Annotated in this window: 17 protein-coding genes; 9 read left to right on the forward strand and 8 right to left on the reverse strand. The window is 42.3% G+C overall.

The window, feature by feature from the left end; translation table 11 throughout:
- Positions 1–47: 47 nt before the first annotated feature.
- The 5 genes from rpmH (at position 48) to mnmE (ending at position 4,157) form a co-directional block, all read left to right on the forward strand.
- Positions 48–182: a 50S ribosomal protein L34 gene (rpmH, locus tag B1202_RS05185; protein ID WP_000831329.1), complete on the forward strand. Its 135-nt coding sequence runs from the start codon at positions 48–50 to the stop codon at positions 180–182.
- Positions 183–213: 31 nt separating this feature from the next.
- Positions 214–606, forward strand: coding sequence for a ribonuclease P protein component (gene rnpA / locus B1202_RS05190; protein ID WP_078189509.1), 393 nt, complete (start codon positions 214–216; stop codon positions 604–606).
- A 9-nt stretch (positions 607–615) separates the two neighbouring features.
- On the forward strand, positions 616–936 hold the full coding sequence (gene yidD, locus B1202_RS05195) for a membrane protein insertion efficiency factor YidD (RefSeq protein ID WP_078189510.1): 321 nt from the start codon (positions 616–618) through the stop codon (positions 934–936).
- A gap of 5 nt (positions 937–941) precedes the next feature.
- Positions 942–2,708 carry a membrane protein insertase YidC gene (gene yidC / locus B1202_RS05200; protein WP_078189511.1) on the forward strand — a complete coding sequence of 589 codons (1,767 nt, stop codon included), beginning with the start codon at positions 942–944 and terminating at the stop codon, positions 2,706–2,708.
- Between the two features lie 93 nt (positions 2,709–2,801).
- Positions 2,802–4,157 carry a tRNA uridine-5-carboxymethylaminomethyl(34) synthesis GTPase MnmE gene (gene mnmE / locus B1202_RS05205; protein ID WP_078189512.1) on the forward strand — a complete coding sequence of 452 codons (1,356 nt, stop codon included), beginning with the start codon at positions 2,802–2,804 and terminating at the stop codon, positions 4,155–4,157.
- Between the two features lie 88 nt (positions 4,158–4,245).
- On the opposite strand, the gene B1202_RS05210 is transcribed toward mnmE, so the two are convergent.
- The 3 genes from B1202_RS05210 to B1202_RS05220 all read right to left on the reverse strand — a co-directional run bounded on the left by B1202_RS05210 (position 4,246) and on the right by B1202_RS05220 (position 7,110).
- Positions 4,246–5,424 (reverse strand): hypothetical protein, encoded by a 1,179-nt coding sequence (locus B1202_RS05210; RefSeq protein ID WP_143221568.1) that lies wholly within the window; start codon positions 5,422–5,424, stop codon positions 4,246–4,248.
- Positions 5,425–5,552: 128 nt separating this feature from the next.
- The gene (locus tag B1202_RS05215; protein ID WP_228145131.1) at positions 5,553–6,728 is read right to left on the reverse strand and encodes an MFS transporter; all 1,176 of its coding nucleotides are present in this window, start codon (positions 6,726–6,728) and stop codon (positions 5,553–5,555) included.
- Positions 6,729–6,843: 115 nt separating this feature from the next.
- On the reverse strand, positions 6,844–7,110 hold the full coding sequence (locus tag B1202_RS05220; RefSeq protein WP_078189553.1) for a metal/formaldehyde-sensitive transcriptional repressor: 267 nt from the start codon (positions 7,108–7,110) through the stop codon (positions 6,844–6,846).
- A gap of 56 nt (positions 7,111–7,166) precedes the next feature.
- Here B1202_RS05220 and dmeF point away from each other — a divergent pair, with 56 nt between their 5' ends.
- Both dmeF and B1202_RS05230 read left to right on the forward strand, forming a co-directional pair.
- Entirely contained in the window at positions 7,167–8,117 is a 951-nt protein-coding gene (dmeF, locus tag B1202_RS05225; RefSeq protein ID WP_078189515.1) for a CDF family Co(II)/Ni(II) efflux transporter DmeF, read from the forward strand.
- Positions 8,118–8,233: 116 nt separating this feature from the next.
- Positions 8,234–8,932: a DsbC family protein gene (locus B1202_RS05230; protein ID WP_078189554.1), complete on the forward strand. Its 699-nt coding sequence runs from the start codon at positions 8,234–8,236 to the stop codon at positions 8,930–8,932.
- Positions 8,933–9,011: 79 nt separating this feature from the next.
- Here the strand turns inward: B1202_RS05230 and B1202_RS05235 are convergent, their stop codons facing one another.
- From B1202_RS05235 to guaD, 3 genes are all read right to left on the reverse strand, one after another.
- Positions 9,012–9,269 carry a GlsB/YeaQ/YmgE family stress response membrane protein gene (locus B1202_RS05235; RefSeq protein ID WP_078189516.1) on the reverse strand — a complete coding sequence of 86 codons (258 nt, stop codon included), beginning with the start codon at positions 9,267–9,269 and terminating at the stop codon, positions 9,012–9,014.
- A 178-nt stretch (positions 9,270–9,447) separates the two neighbouring features.
- Positions 9,448–9,975: a hypoxanthine phosphoribosyltransferase gene (hpt, locus tag B1202_RS05240; RefSeq protein ID WP_078189517.1), complete on the reverse strand. Its 528-nt coding sequence runs from the start codon at positions 9,973–9,975 to the stop codon at positions 9,448–9,450.
- A 225-nt stretch (positions 9,976–10,200) separates the two neighbouring features.
- Positions 10,201–11,517 (reverse strand): guanine deaminase, encoded by a 1,317-nt coding sequence (guaD, locus tag B1202_RS05245; protein WP_078189518.1) that lies wholly within the window; start codon positions 11,515–11,517, stop codon positions 10,201–10,203.
- A 266-nt stretch (positions 11,518–11,783) separates the two neighbouring features.
- Here guaD and B1202_RS05250 point away from each other — a divergent pair, with 266 nt between their 5' ends.
- On the forward strand, positions 11,784–12,362 hold the full coding sequence (locus tag B1202_RS05250; RefSeq protein WP_143221569.1) for a nucleotidyltransferase family protein: 579 nt from the start codon (positions 11,784–11,786) through the stop codon (positions 12,360–12,362).
- Positions 12,363–12,425: 63 nt separating this feature from the next.
- On the opposite strand, the gene B1202_RS05255 is transcribed toward B1202_RS05250, so the two are convergent.
- The gene (locus B1202_RS05255) at positions 12,426–13,391 is read right to left on the reverse strand and encodes a TerC family protein (RefSeq protein ID WP_078189519.1); all 966 of its coding nucleotides are present in this window, start codon (positions 13,389–13,391) and stop codon (positions 12,426–12,428) included.
- 302 nt (positions 13,392–13,693) lie between these two features.
- Positions 13,694–14,887, reverse strand: a complete 1,194-nt coding sequence (locus B1202_RS05260; RefSeq protein ID WP_078189520.1) for a sugar transporter — start codon at positions 14,885–14,887, stop codon at positions 13,694–13,696.
- A 132-nt stretch (positions 14,888–15,019) separates the two neighbouring features.
- Between B1202_RS05260 and B1202_RS05265 the strand changes: the two genes are divergently transcribed.
- The gene (locus B1202_RS05265; protein ID WP_349629784.1) at positions 15,020–15,325 is read left to right on the forward strand and encodes a GNAT family N-acetyltransferase; all 306 of its coding nucleotides are present in this window, start codon (positions 15,020–15,022) and stop codon (positions 15,323–15,325) included.
- Positions 15,326–15,405: the final 80 nt, after the last annotated feature.

Below are 15,405 nucleotides of genomic sequence, written 5' to 3' on the forward strand. Positions count from 1 at the left end.
ACTAAAATCGCGAACCTTTACTGAAAGATCATTTTTGGAGTTTCGATATGAAACGTACTTTCCAACCTTCTGAGTTGAAACGTAAACGCGTTCATGGTTTCCGTGCTCGCATGGCTACTAAAGCTGGCCGTCAAGTATTAGCGCGTCGTCGTGCAAAAGGTCGTCACAGCTTAACTGTTTAATTTCAGTTAAGACTGTCAAGACTTGGGTGTTATGACAACACTTTACGGCTTTAGCACAGATGTGCGAATACACTGTGCTGCCGATTATAAAAGTGTGTTCGATGGTGCGCTTTTTAAAGTGCATCAACCCCATTTCTTATTTCTAGCAAAAATCTCCGAACAGCCGAATAGCCGTTTGGGTATTGTTGTTGCTAAGAAAAAAGTGCGCCGCGCACATGAAAGAAATCGAGTAAAACGACTTGCACGCGAAAGTTTTCGCCTGCATCAACAGCAGTCTAATGTATTAGATATTGTCGTTATGCCAAAAATGGGCATAGAGGCGGTACCGAATGCAGAGTTGCATCAGCAATTACAATTTGCTTGGCAAAAATTGCAGCGCCTTGCAAATAAGCATAAAAAAATAGCTACCTCCCCACAAGCGTAGAGATGACCAATGGTTCGTTTACTGCATTGGCTCATTCGTTTCTATCAGATTGCGATTAGTCCTTTATTGGGACCACGCTGTCGTTATATTCCAACATGTTCTCAATATTCTTTGGAAGCAGTCCATCAACATGGTGCTGTACGTGGAGTGTGTCTAGCTGTTCAGCGTATTTGCCGTTGTCATCCTTGGGGCGGTTCAGGCTATGATCCTGTTCCATCAAAAGCAATTCGTTTTATTTCATTTCAGCAAATAGATTCTCAAACGCTTCACGTTGCTGTACCCTTTCGTGAACGTTTATTGAACCAAAATCACTCTAACCACTTGGGGTAATACCTATGCAACAATGGGCCAGGATTGCAATTCTAGGGGCCATGTTTGTTGTCGCATATTTGCTCATTTTGGCTTGGCAGAAAGATTATGGAAATGCGGAACAAAAACCTCAGCAAAATGCTGCGGTGGTAACGCATGAAGTATCTGCCGATTTGCCAAATGGCCAGACAGCTACGGCTGCTACTGATGTGCCGCAAGCAAATAATGCTGCTACACAACAAACAACAGATGCCACTGCACCTGTTAGTCAACAGTTAATTTCAGTACAAACTGACCTTTACCATCTTTGGATTAATCCAAAGGGTGGCGATATTGTTCGTATTGAATTACTCAATCATGACAAAAATAAAGACAGCGACGAACCGTTTGTAATGCTTGAAAGCGATGCAAAACGGACTTATGTTGCTCAGTCTGGCTTAATTGGTCTTAATGGCCCTGACAGCAATCCGAAAGGACGTCCAACCTATGAGATTGAAAAATCTTCATATACGTTGAATGACGCAAAAGCTGTGAAGGGTAAAGATGGCCAAACAGCAAAAGTTTTGTCAGTACCAATGGTTTATAAAACAGCAGATGGTGTAGAGGTGATTAAAACCTTTAACTTCACTGAAGGTGAATACCCTGTTGTTGTAAATCATAAAATCGTGAACCGCAGTGCTCAGAACTGGCAAGGTCAGATGTTTGGTCAGCTTAAACGCGACAACTCTGAAGATCCAGGTAAATCTGATCAAGGTATTTTCACTTTAGGTACATTCCTTGGTGGTGCATGGGGTACGCCTGAAGAACATTACAACAAACTTAAATTTGCTAACTTCAATGAAGAAAAATTGAATGTTGAAGCAACTGGTGGTTGGGTTGCAATGGTTCAGCATTACTTCGTGAGTGCGTGGATTCCTGGACAGATCAAATTAACGCAAGCCAATGGTCAGCCTTATGCTGCGAAACTTGAGTCACGTAAATCTACCGATGATATGAACATTATTCAGTTCACATCGCCTGCAATCAATGTTCCTGCAGGAACTGTGGCAGAAGTAGATGCAACGTTCTATTCAGGTCCAAAAATTCAATCTGAATTGAAAGATTTAGCTGTTGGTTTAAACCAAACTGTAGATTACGGTTGGTTGTGGCCAATCGCGAAATTACTGTTCTTAGGCCTACAATTCTTCCATGGTTTAGTGGGTAACTGGGGGTGGTCAATTATTCTATTGACGATTCTGGTGAAACTGATCTTGTGGCCATTGTCAGCTAAAGGTTATCGTGGCATGGCGAAAATGCGCGTGATTGCACCTGAAATGCAACGCATGAAAGAAGAGTTCGGTGAAGACCGTATGCGCTTTTCGCAAGAAATGATGGCATTGTATAAACGTGAACAAGTGAATCCATTGTCGGGCTGTTTTCCGTTATTGCTCCAAATGCCGATCTTCCTTGCTTTGTACTGGGTATTGATGGAGTCTGTTGAACTACGTCATGCGCCATGGTTAGGTTGGATTCAAGATTTATCTGCGATGGATCCATGGTTTATTTTGCCGCTATTAATGGGCTTGACCATGTTCATTCAGCAAAGTTTGAACCCACAACCGGCTGATCCAATGCAGGCGAAAGTCTTCAAAATCATGCCAGTGATCTTTACGGTATTTATGTTGTTCTTCCCTGCGGGCCTTGTGCTTTACTGGATCTGTAACAACAGTATTACTATTCTTCAACAAGGTTTGATTAACAAATCAGTTGAAAAAGACCGTTTAAAACGTGAAGCGGCTGACTCAGCAAACTAAGCATTGCTGATGGGCTGAATAAATCCGCTTAAGATGGTAATCTTAGGCGGATTTTTCTTTATCTGTCGTTTGAAAATTTTTTAGGTGAATTTTATGTTAAACCGAACCACCATCGCAGCAATTGCCACACCGCCGGGTCGTGGTGGTGTCGGCGTGATTCGCCTGTCTGGTCCCAAATCTTATGCCATTGCAGAAGCATTAACGCAGCAATCCTTACCACAAGCACGTTTTGCTGGTTTCCGTAAGTTTTATGATGCATCGAATGAAATCATGGATGAAGGTTTGGTGATTTGCTTTCCAAATCCGCACTCTTTTACGGGTGAAGATGTGGTGGAGCTTCAAGGTCATGGCGGCCCTGTTATTCAAAATGCATTATTGGCACGGTTACTTGAATTGGGTGCTATTGCTGCGAAAGCGGGCGAATTTTCAATGCGCGCCTTTGAAAATGGCAAAATGGACTTGGTGCAAGCCGAGGCGATTGCCGACCTGATTGATGCCACCTCACAAGCTGCGGCACGTTCTGCGGTACGTTCATTACAAGGTGCCTTTTCGAGCAAGGTCAATACGGTGCTAGAAAAACTTATCCATTTGCGTTTGCATGTGGAAGCAGCGATTGATTTTCCTGAAGAAGAAATCGACTTTTTGGCGGATGGTAAGATTTTGGGCTTATTGGATGAAGTGGCAAGCTCGGTCCATGCTGTACAGCAGTCTGCTCGTCAAGGTCAGCTACTACGTGAAGGTTTACAAGTGGTGATTGCCGGTAAACCCAATGCAGGTAAGTCATCTCTACTCAATGCTTTGGCGGGTGTGGAACGTGCGATTGTGACGGATATTGCAGGTACGACACGTGATGTTTTACATGAAAAAATCAGCCTCAATGGTTTGCCGATTACTTTGACCGATACCGCTGGTTTACGTGAAACCGGTGATATTGTTGAAAAAGAAGGGATTCGCCGCGCAATTAAAGAAATTGAGCAAGCTGACTTGTTACTTTTGGTCTATGACTTAAGTCAAGGCGAAGATCCACTGCAATTGGCTCAAGCGTACTTTGCCGATCATATCGAACCGAAGCGGTTGATGTTGATTGGTAACAAATGCGATTTGACGGGATCTACCGCGGAAATGACCGATTTAAACGGTTTTCGACATATTCGCGTTTCGGCTAAACAAGAAACTGGCGTCCAAGCGCTTATTGATGCGATTACAGCGCATGCAGGCTTTCAACCAGAAGAAGATACCTTTATTGCTCGAACACGTCATTTAGACGCAATGAAGCGCACTCAGCGCTATCTTGCAGAAGCACGTGAGCAGTTGGTGGTTTATCATGCAGGTGAGTTGGTAGCCGAGTCTCTACGTTTGGCGCAAAATGCCTTAGGTGAAATTACGGGCGATTTCAGTGCAGATGATCTACTCGGGAAGATTTTTGGATCTTTCTGTATCGGAAAGTAATAAAACGATTGAGCTCCTCATTTCACCTATGGATAGATCCATCCAAAGCACGATGTTCGAAAACATCGTGCTTTTTTTTTGCATCGCTTTAGCGTGGGTTTGAGCCAAAAATGATTTTAATGATCGTTCTCAGCACATCTTTTATTTTCATCCCATAAAAAGGATTGATTGCTGCTCTTTTTGAAGCTGCTTCAACTTTGACTTTGAGGGTTGCATAGTCTGGAAATTGTTGCTGTTGCGAAGATTTTTCGACTGCTGACAAAATATCAATTAAAAAAGCACGATTGATTTTTGAACTTAATGGAATGGATTGATCCCACTTTTTTTCAAAACGCTGATCTAAAAAGATATCGGGAATTTCGGGGCTGGTGGCATAAAACATGGCTTTGGTGCGCATACATTTGCTGCATTGACCACAATTTTTAGGTCGAGCCCTATAGTCCACACAGATCGACAGGGTTTGTAAATCTAAGTTCGATTGGCTTAGAAATGCGGTTTTTTGTGATCGGGTGACATCATCGTCGAGGGTGATTAAGACCCCAGATCGGTTCTTCATCAATCGGTTTGATGCCGTATTTGAGCCATAGGGATGAACGAATAATTGTTGATCTAAACGGTAATCGGCTGAAATTCTATATTGCTGGTAATGTTCAAAAATCGAAGCGCAGGAAAACAGCGAAAAGATATGTGTGACATGCGAACCTTTAGGGTTACAGCCATATTTACTGTACAGCGCGTAAGCATCAGTTTTTACCACGCGACTTTGCTTAAAAACTTGGCTTCTAAAACTATGGGTCTGATCCATTAAGGCCTGAAATTTTTCATGGTCATCAAATTTATAATCCATTCCATGCACAGTGAGACAATCAGAGTCTTGCCCATTTTCAAGAAAAGCTTTGTATGTACTATATGTGGAGTCAATCCCACCGCTAAAAAAGCTTAAATTTTGAGTGGGTTGGTTTGCCGGTGGTGTTTGGATAATCGATGCAGCACTGAGCATGACTGGTTGATATAAATCAGGTAACCAAGCGGCCCACACCGTTGAAACCTCACGTGCGGAGTGGAGGGTTTGTATTGAAATAGGTCCATCTACATGCAGCGGGATGCCAAGGCGCATGGCAATGGGTAAAAAGCCCCAAACGATAAAATCATAGGTTTCTAATTGCGGTAAGGATTCAAACGGTAAAATATAGTGAATATTCCCGTATTCGCTGCTGGCGATGATTTGATTTTCCGCAGTGTTAATTTGACATTGAATTTTTAGCATTTTTTTAAATTTTTGAATCACATCACACAAGATCTTAATTTAATTTGATTGATTTTTATAGGGTTTCTTAATTGTTTTTGGGTTTAAGAAGCACCCAATACAAGATGCTTCTTGAATATGATCCGTGGTTAATTGGTGTTCAGACTGCGGTGCCAAAACAATAAGCCGATACACAATAAGCCTACGCCAATACAAAAACCTAAAACACCGACCATCAAGCCGAAATGATCAGATAAATAGCCGGCTGCAATAATTGGAATAATGGTGCCTAGATATCCAATAAATAAATAGGTCGAGATCACCGCAGCACGGTTTTGATTGTTGGTCATTTGATGAACTAAGCCAAATGCACCTAAAAGCCCCAGACCATGCCCGACACCGACTAAAACATCGCTAATAAAAAATAATGCGCTCCAATGTTGGGTCATACATAGCGCAAGGAGCGCATAGCTCAGTATTAACACCATTAAGCCGGCATTGACACATTTTGCAGAAGGAATTGATTTCGCCATAAATTGCACAATTGCAGAAACCAGTAAGATACTCGCAATGGCACTACCACTGACCAAAGGCCCATGCCATGGGATCGCATCTTTGACGAAAGAGGGTGCGAGTGATGCAAATAAGCTAAAAGAGCCAAAGGCACAAAAGGCAGTCAGTCCGGCGATATAAAATCGTGAATGATCACGCTTTTCAGGCAATTCCAAATGTGGTGCCACTGAAAAAGGCTGTGGCTCAAAGTTCGGTGTGCGAATAAAAAATAACCCTATTAGACATGCCAAACCCCCAAAGATCACAGGGATATAAGGGGTGACTAAAGGCTGTTCCGAAAATTGGGCAATCACCCCACCAATAAATGGGCCAAGACCAAAACCAATCACGGTAATGATTGAACTCAGCTGCGGTGCATTATTTTTATGCTGTTCAGGAATGGTATAGACCAAGCCAAGCATGGCTGAAGTACTAATTAAACCCGAGGCAATACCGATAATAAAGCGCCCGATAGATAACCACAGCGCATTACTAGCAAACACCGATAAGCTTAAACCTAAGATAATGCACGCCATACCGATTTGCAGGGTTCTTAAAAAACCAAAACTGTTACTGGTACGACCTAAAAACAGCAAGGTCGCTAAGCAACCAAACATGTAGGCAACAAAGATATAGGTGATATGACTCGGCAACAGTCCCCAAAGTTGTTGATAAATAGGATACAGAGGACTAGCTAGCGCTGTACCAATAGTGCCCATACAGAGTGCAAGGCTCACCATGATAAACGGTCGCCAAGAGGGAGATGTGGTCATTTTAAAGTCGCAGAGGTACAGTCAATAGGGTCAATATTGTGCTGTATGAGAAAGAGGAATATATGGACTCAGTTTAATGCCGATTGTTTTCCATGGTCAAATCGCAGTTGTAACTTTATCCATAGCGTTTAAGCAGTTTTACAAATTCTTCCAGTTCTGCTTCATTAATTTCAGCATCTTTAGGCAATACATGATGGCGTAAATGTGCTTCGATTAATTCATTCATTAATCCATTTACAGCACCTTTGATGGCCGCAACCTGTTGTAAAACCTCGATACACCCTGCTTCGGGTTGCTGTAAAGCCAGTTCAACCGCATTGACCTGACCTTGTAGGCGTTTAACCCGATTTAAAATCTTTTTGTCCTGATGTAAATGACTCAACACTTTCTCCCGAAAATAAATATACTATGGGGGAGTATATTTAAGCATAGAACCTAATGAAAACTTCCCCATCCATCCGAATTCATCATCATCAATTTGATGAAGGTAATCCACTCGCACAAAAACGGATCTTAATTGCCACCATTTTAACGGCAGTCATGATGTTGTTAGAAGTCATTGGCGGATGGATTTTTAATTCGATGGCATTATTGGCAGATGGCTGGCATATGAGTTCACATATGTTGGCATTAGGCTTGGCCTATTTTGCCTATCGTGCGGCACGCCACTATGCCCAAGACGCTCGTTTTAGCTTTGGGACTTGGAAAATTGAAATTTTAGCGGGCTATAGCAGCGCGATATTATTGATGGTCGTTGCTGCATTTATGGCTTTTCATTCGGTAGAACGCTTATTCAACCCGGTCCAAATTCATTATAACGAAGCAATCCCTATTGCGATTTTAGGTCTATTGGTGAACTTGATCTGTGCTTGGTTATTGCATGATGACCATCACCATCACCATCACCATCACCATCACCATCATGAGCATAGCCATGAGGAGCAGCATGATCATCATCACGATCTCAATCAGAAAGCAGCCTTCATGCATGTGGTTGCTGATGCGGTGACTTCTGTGTTGGCGATTGTGGCTTTATTTGCCGGAAAATGGATGGGCTGGGGATTTTTAGATGCGCTATTGGGGATTGTCGGTGCAGTGCTTGTCGGTAAGTGGGCCATTGGCTTGATGAAAGAAACAGGACAAACATTACTGGATGCGGAAATGGATCACCCTGTCGTTGATGAGATCCGAGAGGTTTTAATGCAATTGCCTGTCGACGTCGATGTGACCGACTTACATGTGTGGAAAGTGGGTAAAGGTCAGTTTTCGTGTATTGTGGCCTTAGAAACCAGTCAGGCATTGAGCGCAGATGAAGTGCGTCAAGCGCTGTCGATTCATGAAGAAATTGTGCATGTGTCTGTTGAAATTAATTCACCTGATGCAGCTTAATATGTTCCACGTGAAACGGCATGTAGCTATTGCGTAATGAACTGAAAAAAGCCCAAGACTTTCACGTGTTAAGGCTTAGAATGCTGAATCAATTAAATGTTGAAGTTGTTCGGTCTATGTTGAAAAAAATATGTGCGTTGGCGTTGAGTACCACCCTTTCGACTTTTGCTTTGGCAGATGCAGCACACGTTCAAAAGCTCTTGGCAGAAAAGCACCCCAGTTTAAAAATTGAAAATATTCAAAGTACCGAAATGCCGGGCATATATAGCGGCTTTGTTGAAGATCAAGTTTTGTATTTGAGTGAAAATGCGGATTATGTGATCGCAGGTTCTATGATCCGTTTAAAAGATCAAAAGAATCTGACCAAACAATTGATCCTCAGTCAGCAAAAAACTGAGTGGAATAAACTCCCATTACAAGACGCAATTAAAACAGTTAGGGGGAATGGGAAGCGCCAAATCGCGATCTTTTCTGACCCAAATTGCCCATATTGTAAGAAGCTTGAAGTAGAACTGGCAAAACTTAATGATGTGACCATGTATACTTTTGTCACCGCCATAAAACCGCAGTCGTTGACGCCATCGAAGCAGATTTTTTGTGAGTCAAACCCTGCTATGGCCTGGGATAATTTAATCAATAAGGGAATTCAACCGAAGTCAGCGAAAAGCTGTGCAAACCCCATTGATCGAAATTTAAAATTAGCAAAAAGCTTAAAACTAAGTGGTACACCGGGAATCGTCTTTGCCAACGGTTCGATCTTAACCGGTGCTTACCCTGCTGCTGAATTAGAATCGATGTTAAAAGAGATCAAATAATTTCAGCTGTACGGTATGAATAAAATATAAATAAAAAAATACCCGTCTACAGGCGGGTATTTTAATGGTGCTATAAAAATTAGACGCGGGTTTTTTTCGTTACAAGGTTATAGATAAACAACACGATGATCGCACCAATGACGGAAGCGATAAATCCTGCAGCAGAATTTTCTCCATACAGACCTAATAAACGTCCGCCATAGGTTGCAAGTAAGGAACCTGCTATCCCGAGAATGGTGGTCATGATGAAACCGGCTTTGTCATCTCCAGGATGGATCGCACGTGCAATTAAACCAGCAATAAAACCAACAACAATCGCAACAATGAGTGACCACATAGTAACTCTCCTTTTGTTATCATGTATTTGTTTTTTACGACATGTTCAATCTTTATCTTTAATCAAAACTGCGCAGAGCTATAGCCTAAACATGCAAAAAACTGTTGTTTTTTTGTTCAAAACAAACCAACAAATAAAAAAAAGTGGCCTTCGGCCACTCTTAAGTATCTGATCTTGCTTAGAGACCAATTTCGCCAATAAAAGGAATATGACGATATTTTTGATCATAGTCCAGACCATAACCCACGATAAATTTATCTTCGACTTCAAAACCTAAAAATTTTACATCGAGGTCAATTTCACGACGTGAAGGCTTGCTGACCAAAGTACAAAGCTCGATTGAGTTTGGATTACGCGTCTGTAAAATTTCTAAGACTTTGCTTAAGGTATTGCCTGAGTCAATAATATCTTCAACCACCAAGACATCTTTATCTTTAATGTCGCCATCTAAATCTTTTAAGATTTTTACATCACGAGTAGATACGGTCCCACCGCCATAACTTGAAACGGTCATGAAATCGAGTTCATGCGGTTTTGAAATCGCGCGGCAAAGGTCAGCCATAAAAATAACGGAACCACGTAATAGACCGATTAACACCAACTCTTTGTCGCTGTTAGCATAGTGTGCATCAATTTTTGCGCCAAGCTCTTTCACTTTAGCTTGAATTTCTTCAGTGGAAATCAGTACGCTCATTTGAACAGACATGGGTAGATACCTAAAAAAGCAAATCAAAAAAATAAAAAAGGTGTTGACTTGCAACACCTCTAAAGATGAACCAATTTTAATACATCTGGCTCGCAGATGCATCTTTTTTGCCGTTGAAAATGTAATCAGTTTTTCTTGGAAGTGCTGTCACGCTTGAGTAAGCACAGACAAGCGACGGCAATCAGTCCAATTTTCAACGCTGTTTTTCGTCTCGTTCGAGCCGTTTTATGCTTTGACATAAGCACATTGTCCAAACACATAGGTGGCGTGGATATTACGATCATCACCCATCAGCATGAGGGCAAATAAAGCATCTTCTAGATTTTTGGCACGTTGTTGACGTAGGGCTTGTAGCGCAGTGGCTTTTAAATCAAGCACCACAAAATCTGCTTCTTTGCCCAAATCAAAGTTTCCAAGTTTGTCCTCTAGGTCTAAGGCTTTTGCTCCCCCTAACGTGGCATGGTACAGCGCTTCAAATGCGGACAGTTTATCGCCTTGAAGTTGTTGAACTTTGTAGGCCTCATTGATGGTTTGCAGTTGGTTAAATGAAGTGCCTGCACCAATGTCTGTGCCTAAGCCGACTTTCACCTGTTTTTCCCATGTTGTCTTTAATGGAAATAAACCACTGCCTAAGAACAAGTTCGAGGTTGGACAAAACGCAATGGCAGAGTTGGTCTGATGCATACAGTCCCATTCGGCATCTTCCAAATGCACGCAGTGCGCAAACACGGAACGTGATCCAGTCAGACCATAATGATGATATACGTCCAAATAGCCGTTTTGCTCAGGGAATAAAGATTTGACCCACGCGATTTCATTTTTATTTTCACTCAAATGCGTATGTACATAAACATCAGGATACTCGGCTTTTAGCTCCCCTGCCCGTGCCAATTGTTCAGGCGTTGAGGTTGGGGCAAAGCGAGGCGTGATGGCATAAAGGTTACGGCCCTTGCCATGCCACTTTTCGATGAGTGCTTTGGAGTCGTTATAGCCACTCTCTGCAGTGTCACATAATGCTTCAGGTGCATGTCGATCCATCATCACTTTACCGGCAATTAAGCGCATCTGATGCTGTTCTGCAGCCTTAAATAAAGCATCGACCGATTGTGGATGAACGGTACAAAAAACAAGGGCTGTTGTGGTTCCGTTTTTGAGTAACTCGTTTACGAAGAACTGTGCAATTTGCTCTGCATAAGCCGGATCTTCAAATTGGATTTCAGTTGGGAAGGTATAAGTATCAAGCCATTCCAATAGCTGTTCACCATAAGCCCCCATCATTTCCGTTTGTGGATAATGAATGTGGGTATCGATGAAACCCGGAACAATCAATTGATCTGGATAATGCTGTACGTCAACCTGATCTGGGAGATGGTGTTGTCCCTCAGACCATGGACCGAACCATTGAATTTTTCCGGCTTGCGTAATCAGCAAACCATCTTCGAAATAGCGCACTTGGTCGTGAATTTCACGTGCTTGGGCAACTGTATTCTGAATATCTAGAAAGCGACCACGGATCGCTGTAGATGCGATAACAGAAGACATGACATACCTGCAGTTTAGAATTTTTTCGGTTGATTGTAGCCCAATTTGGTTCAAAATACCGTTAGAGTAATTGTGAAAATGTGTTCTAAAAAATAGAACAGCTGTTTATAAGTGATTCTGTTTTTTTGTTCATTGTATTTGATTTGAATAATACAAAAGCATTGACCTGTATACATTGCATCGATGAATGAATAAAGACCATGAGTCGCAACGCTTGCTATATTGACCTCAAGAGCGCCCTTTAAAAAACGATAATGAACCCTTTAATGCACATGCGTTATTCAGACCAATTAAAACATGACCTATTTCAGCATCAAGGCATCATGCAGATTTTACATGCCCTGTATGCCATAGATACACAGGCTTATTTGGCTGCAGGCGTGGTTCGTAATTTGATTTGGTCACAGCGACATCAACAACACTATGCACTGGAAGGCACAGAAGTGGATGTGATTTATTATGCGGAACATGATGATGGAACACAGGGTCAAAGGATTCAACAGCAGATGCAGTCTGAATTTCCCTACATTCATTGGGATGTTACTAACCAAGCGACGGTACACCAGTGGTATCGCTTGGAAAATGGCGAGCCAATACAGGCGCTCAAGTCGATTGAGCATGCCCTATCATTGTGGCCAGAAACTGCTACTGCCATCGCTGTTAAATTGGATGATCAACAGCAAATACAGCTGATTGCTCCTTTGGGCTTAGATGATTTATTTGAGTTAAATGTCCGCTGGAACCCACGTTTAGTCAGTCAGGCGACTTTTTTGCAGCGTGTGCAGCAAAAACAATTTTTACACCGCTGGCCGAAACTCAAACTCTTGATGACGCCTGAAGCTTAGTCCAAATTTTCGTTGCAGAAAAAAAAGCCTTCTAGAAAGAAGGCTTTTAATCATCTAAGTGTTTTAAAGCGTGGTTTCATGGTACTTCTTGCTGTGTCGGATCGATAACCAGGCAGTGATGGTTAAGGTCACCACAATAAAGCCGAGTGAAATCCAAATTGGCATGTGGAACACATCAAGCAACAGCATCTTAGCGCCAATAAATACCAGGATAATGCCCAGACCATATGGTAAGTAATGCATTTTCGATGCAGCACCAGACAAGAGGAAGAACATGGCACGTAGACCCAAAATCGCCATCAAGTTTGCAGTCAGTACAATGAATGGGTCAGAGGTAACCGCAAAGATTGCTGGGATTGAGTCCACTGCAAAAATCACGTCCGATGCTTCAACCAAGATCAACACTAAAAAGAGCGGCGTTGCCCACAAGACACCATTTTGACGAACGAAGAATTTATCTTCATGCATTTGAGGGGTAATACGCATGTGTTTACGTAGCCACTTCAAAATTGCCATATCTTCGATATCTTTGTCGTCTTCGTCTGAACCCTTAAGGAATTTAAAGCCGGTATACACCAAGAACGCACCGAAGAAGTACAGCACCCAAGAGAATTCTTGAACGAACCATGCCCCAATAAAAATAAAGATGGTACGCAGCACAATTGCACCGAGGACACCGTAGAGTAACAGTTTGCGCTGCAAAGCAGGTGGAATGGCAAAGGCAGCAAAGATCATGAGCCAGACAAAAACGTTATCAATTGCGAGTGATTTTTCGAGCAGATAACCAGCGAAATATTCCATGACTTTGGTGTTTGCAACAGCGACACCAGCGGTTTGCTGTAAGTAGAGCCACAGTGCACCACCGAATAAGGTAGCCACAGAGACCCATGCAATACTCCAATAGGCAGCGGTTTTGACTTTGATTTCTTGGCCTTTGTTATTTTTAAAGCCTAAAAAGTCGATGAGTAGCATGATGGTGACTAAACCGAAAAATGCCAGATATAGCCATAATGAGCCAATCGTTTCCATGTGTATTCTCCACATCTAACAACCAGCCATAAAAAAACCTCGACCAGTTGCCAGACGAAATAAAACGCCTGAGACAACATGATCAAGGTCTTGCCTACATCGTACTGTAATGATTTGCAGCAGCGATGCTCAGATACCGACTTTTTGCAAAGTGTAATGACGATATTCTGACACGTAAAACAAGGTTTACGTTTGGAGGAGGCTACTCCCCTTGTTCAAATTTTGTTTTGGACACTGTCCAAATATGCGGCAAAGCATGACAGTTTTTAGTACAAAGTGCAATCGGCAATTTGCGAATTCATTTAATGTGCCATGGGAGGATTAAAATCACCACGTTGTACCAATGCTAAGGCTAAAAGTGTGCCGATCACGGCGATGATTCCTCCGATCACGCCAATATAACTCAAACCGAAATGTACACTGACCATGCCGCCCAAGAGTGCGCCACCGCCAATGCCGACGTTATAAAGACCTGAATAAATGGCCATGGCGACATCTGTGGCATCGGATGCGAGATGCAGCGTCTTTGACTGTAATGCGAGACTAAATCCAATGATACTCATGCCCCACAATAAGCACACCGCACTCACACCTGCAAAACTCAAAGAAACAGGAAGTAACAACAGCATCGATAAAGCTAGTGTGGCTGTACTCAAAGGAATCGCAACTTTAGGATATTTCCCACCAAATTTCCCAAAGAGATAAGAACCTAGAAAGCCTGCTGCACCAAAGATTAATAACAACGTGGTGGTTTGCATGGAGCTGAATGCAGCAATGTTGAGTGAGAACGGTTCGATATAGCTATATGCGGTAAATTGTGCGCTAATTACGATAATGGTTAATGCAAAGACCATCATTAAGCTTGGACGGTGAATAAACTGTTTTAGGCTGCTCAGTGAACCTGAGTTCAAACTCGGCAGTATTGGCAGCGTTTTGGCTAAAATCAGGCAAACGATACTGGCGCCAATGCCAATCAGAGCAAAGGTATTTCGCCAACCATAGGCTTCTCCAACCATACGCCCAAACGGAATACCGAGAACCATCGCCAAAGCTGTGCCTGTGGCCAAAAGCCCCAAGGCTTGAAATTCTTTGCCTTTCGGCGCAACACGTACCGCCAGCGATGCAGTAATTGACCAAAAAAGTGCATGCGAGAAGGCAATGCCAATGCGACTGAGCAATAAAGTATTAAAGCTCCATGCGAAATACGACAGTATATGGCTGACAATAAACACCATAAATAAGCAAATCAGGAGTGAACGACGTTCAATATTTTTGGTCAATAACATGATTGGCAAAGAAATCGGCGCAACCACCCATGCATAGAGCGTAATCATGATGCCGACATCGGTCGCGGCCAAGCTAAAGGTTTTGCCAATATCGCTGAGTAAAGCGACAGGTACAAATTCAGTGGTATTAAAAATAAATGCTGCGAAAGCCAAAGCAATCACAGCCGTCCAAGAGCCAGAAGAAGCCGTTTCGGAGGGAGAGGCAGACATGCGTGTCTTCAAATAAATAAAGTGGCTTATTTTACTATGCTCTATACACAAGCAGGAACCGATTTAAGCCCTGTGTATGCGGTTTAAATTAATACAAAAACAACAGAGTTGACCTGCATTACATGCCAATTTATAAAAAAATGGAGGAAATTTAAGATGTTTGTACAACAAGATGATGATCAAAAAAAAGGGGCTTTTTTTGTTGAGCAAGATAGGGAACGTTTGGCAGAGATGACTTACTCATGGGCAGGCGATGATAAATTTATTATTGATCATACCGATGTCAGTGACAGCTTGCGAGGACAAGGTGTTGGACGACATCTCCTCGATGCAGCAGTGAATTTTGCTCGGGAAAAGAACGTGAAAATTATTCCACTCTGCCCTTTTGCAAAATCTGTATTTGATAAAGATGAATCGATTCGTGATGTTCTACGCTAATACGCTAAATTGTATAGCGTGATGTGAATTAATCATTTGGATAAATAAAAACAGCCTGATCATATTGCAATCAGGCTGTT

This window comes from Acinetobacter amyesii, assembly GCF_002018365.1.
Lineage (GTDB): Bacteria > Pseudomonadota > Gammaproteobacteria > Pseudomonadales > Moraxellaceae > Acinetobacter > Acinetobacter amyesii.

Bases quoted from the DNA above. Each gene is read 5' to 3' on its own strand.
- rpmH (WP_000831329.1), top strand. From the start codon at position 48: ATGAAACGTACTTTCCAACCTTCTGAGTTGAAACGTAAACGCGTTCAT.
- rnpA (WP_078189509.1), top strand. From the start codon at position 214: ATGACAACACTTTACGGCTTTAGCACAGATGTGCGAATACACTGTGCT.
- yidD (WP_078189510.1), top strand. From the start codon at position 616: ATGGTTCGTTTACTGCATTGGCTCATTCGTTTCTATCAGATTGCGATT.
- yidC (WP_078189511.1), top strand. From the start codon at position 942: ATGCAACAATGGGCCAGGATTGCAATTCTAGGGGCCATGTTTGTTGTC.
- mnmE (WP_078189512.1), top strand. From the start codon at position 2,802: ATGTTAAACCGAACCACCATCGCAGCAATTGCCACACCGCCGGGTCGT.
- B1202_RS05210 (WP_143221568.1), bottom strand. From the start codon at position 5,424: ATGCTAAAAATTCAATGTCAAATTAACACTGCGGAAAATCAAATCATC.
- B1202_RS05215 (WP_228145131.1), bottom strand. From the start codon at position 6,728: ATGACCACATCTCCCTCTTGGCGACCGTTTATCATGGTGAGCCTTGCA.
- dmeF (WP_078189515.1), top strand. From the start codon at position 7,167: ATGAAAACTTCCCCATCCATCCGAATTCATCATCATCAATTTGATGAA.
- B1202_RS05230 (WP_078189554.1), top strand. From the start codon at position 8,234: ATGTTGAAAAAAATATGTGCGTTGGCGTTGAGTACCACCCTTTCGACT.
- B1202_RS05235 (WP_078189516.1), bottom strand. From the start codon at position 9,269: ATGTGGTCACTCATTGTTGCGATTGTTGTTGGTTTTATTGCTGGTTTA.
- hpt (WP_078189517.1), bottom strand. From the start codon at position 9,975: ATGTCTGTTCAAATGAGCGTACTGATTTCCACTGAAGAAATTCAAGCT.
- guaD (WP_078189518.1), bottom strand. From the start codon at position 11,517: ATGTCTTCTGTTATCGCATCTACAGCGATCCGTGGTCGCTTTCTAGAT.
- B1202_RS05250 (WP_143221569.1), top strand. From the start codon at position 11,784: ATGCACATGCGTTATTCAGACCAATTAAAACATGACCTATTTCAGCAT.
- B1202_RS05255 (WP_078189519.1), bottom strand. From the start codon at position 13,391: ATGGAAACGATTGGCTCATTATGGCTATATCTGGCATTTTTCGGTTTA.
- B1202_RS05260 (WP_078189520.1), bottom strand. From the start codon at position 14,887: ATGTCTGCCTCTCCCTCCGAAACGGCTTCTTCTGGCTCTTGGACGGCT.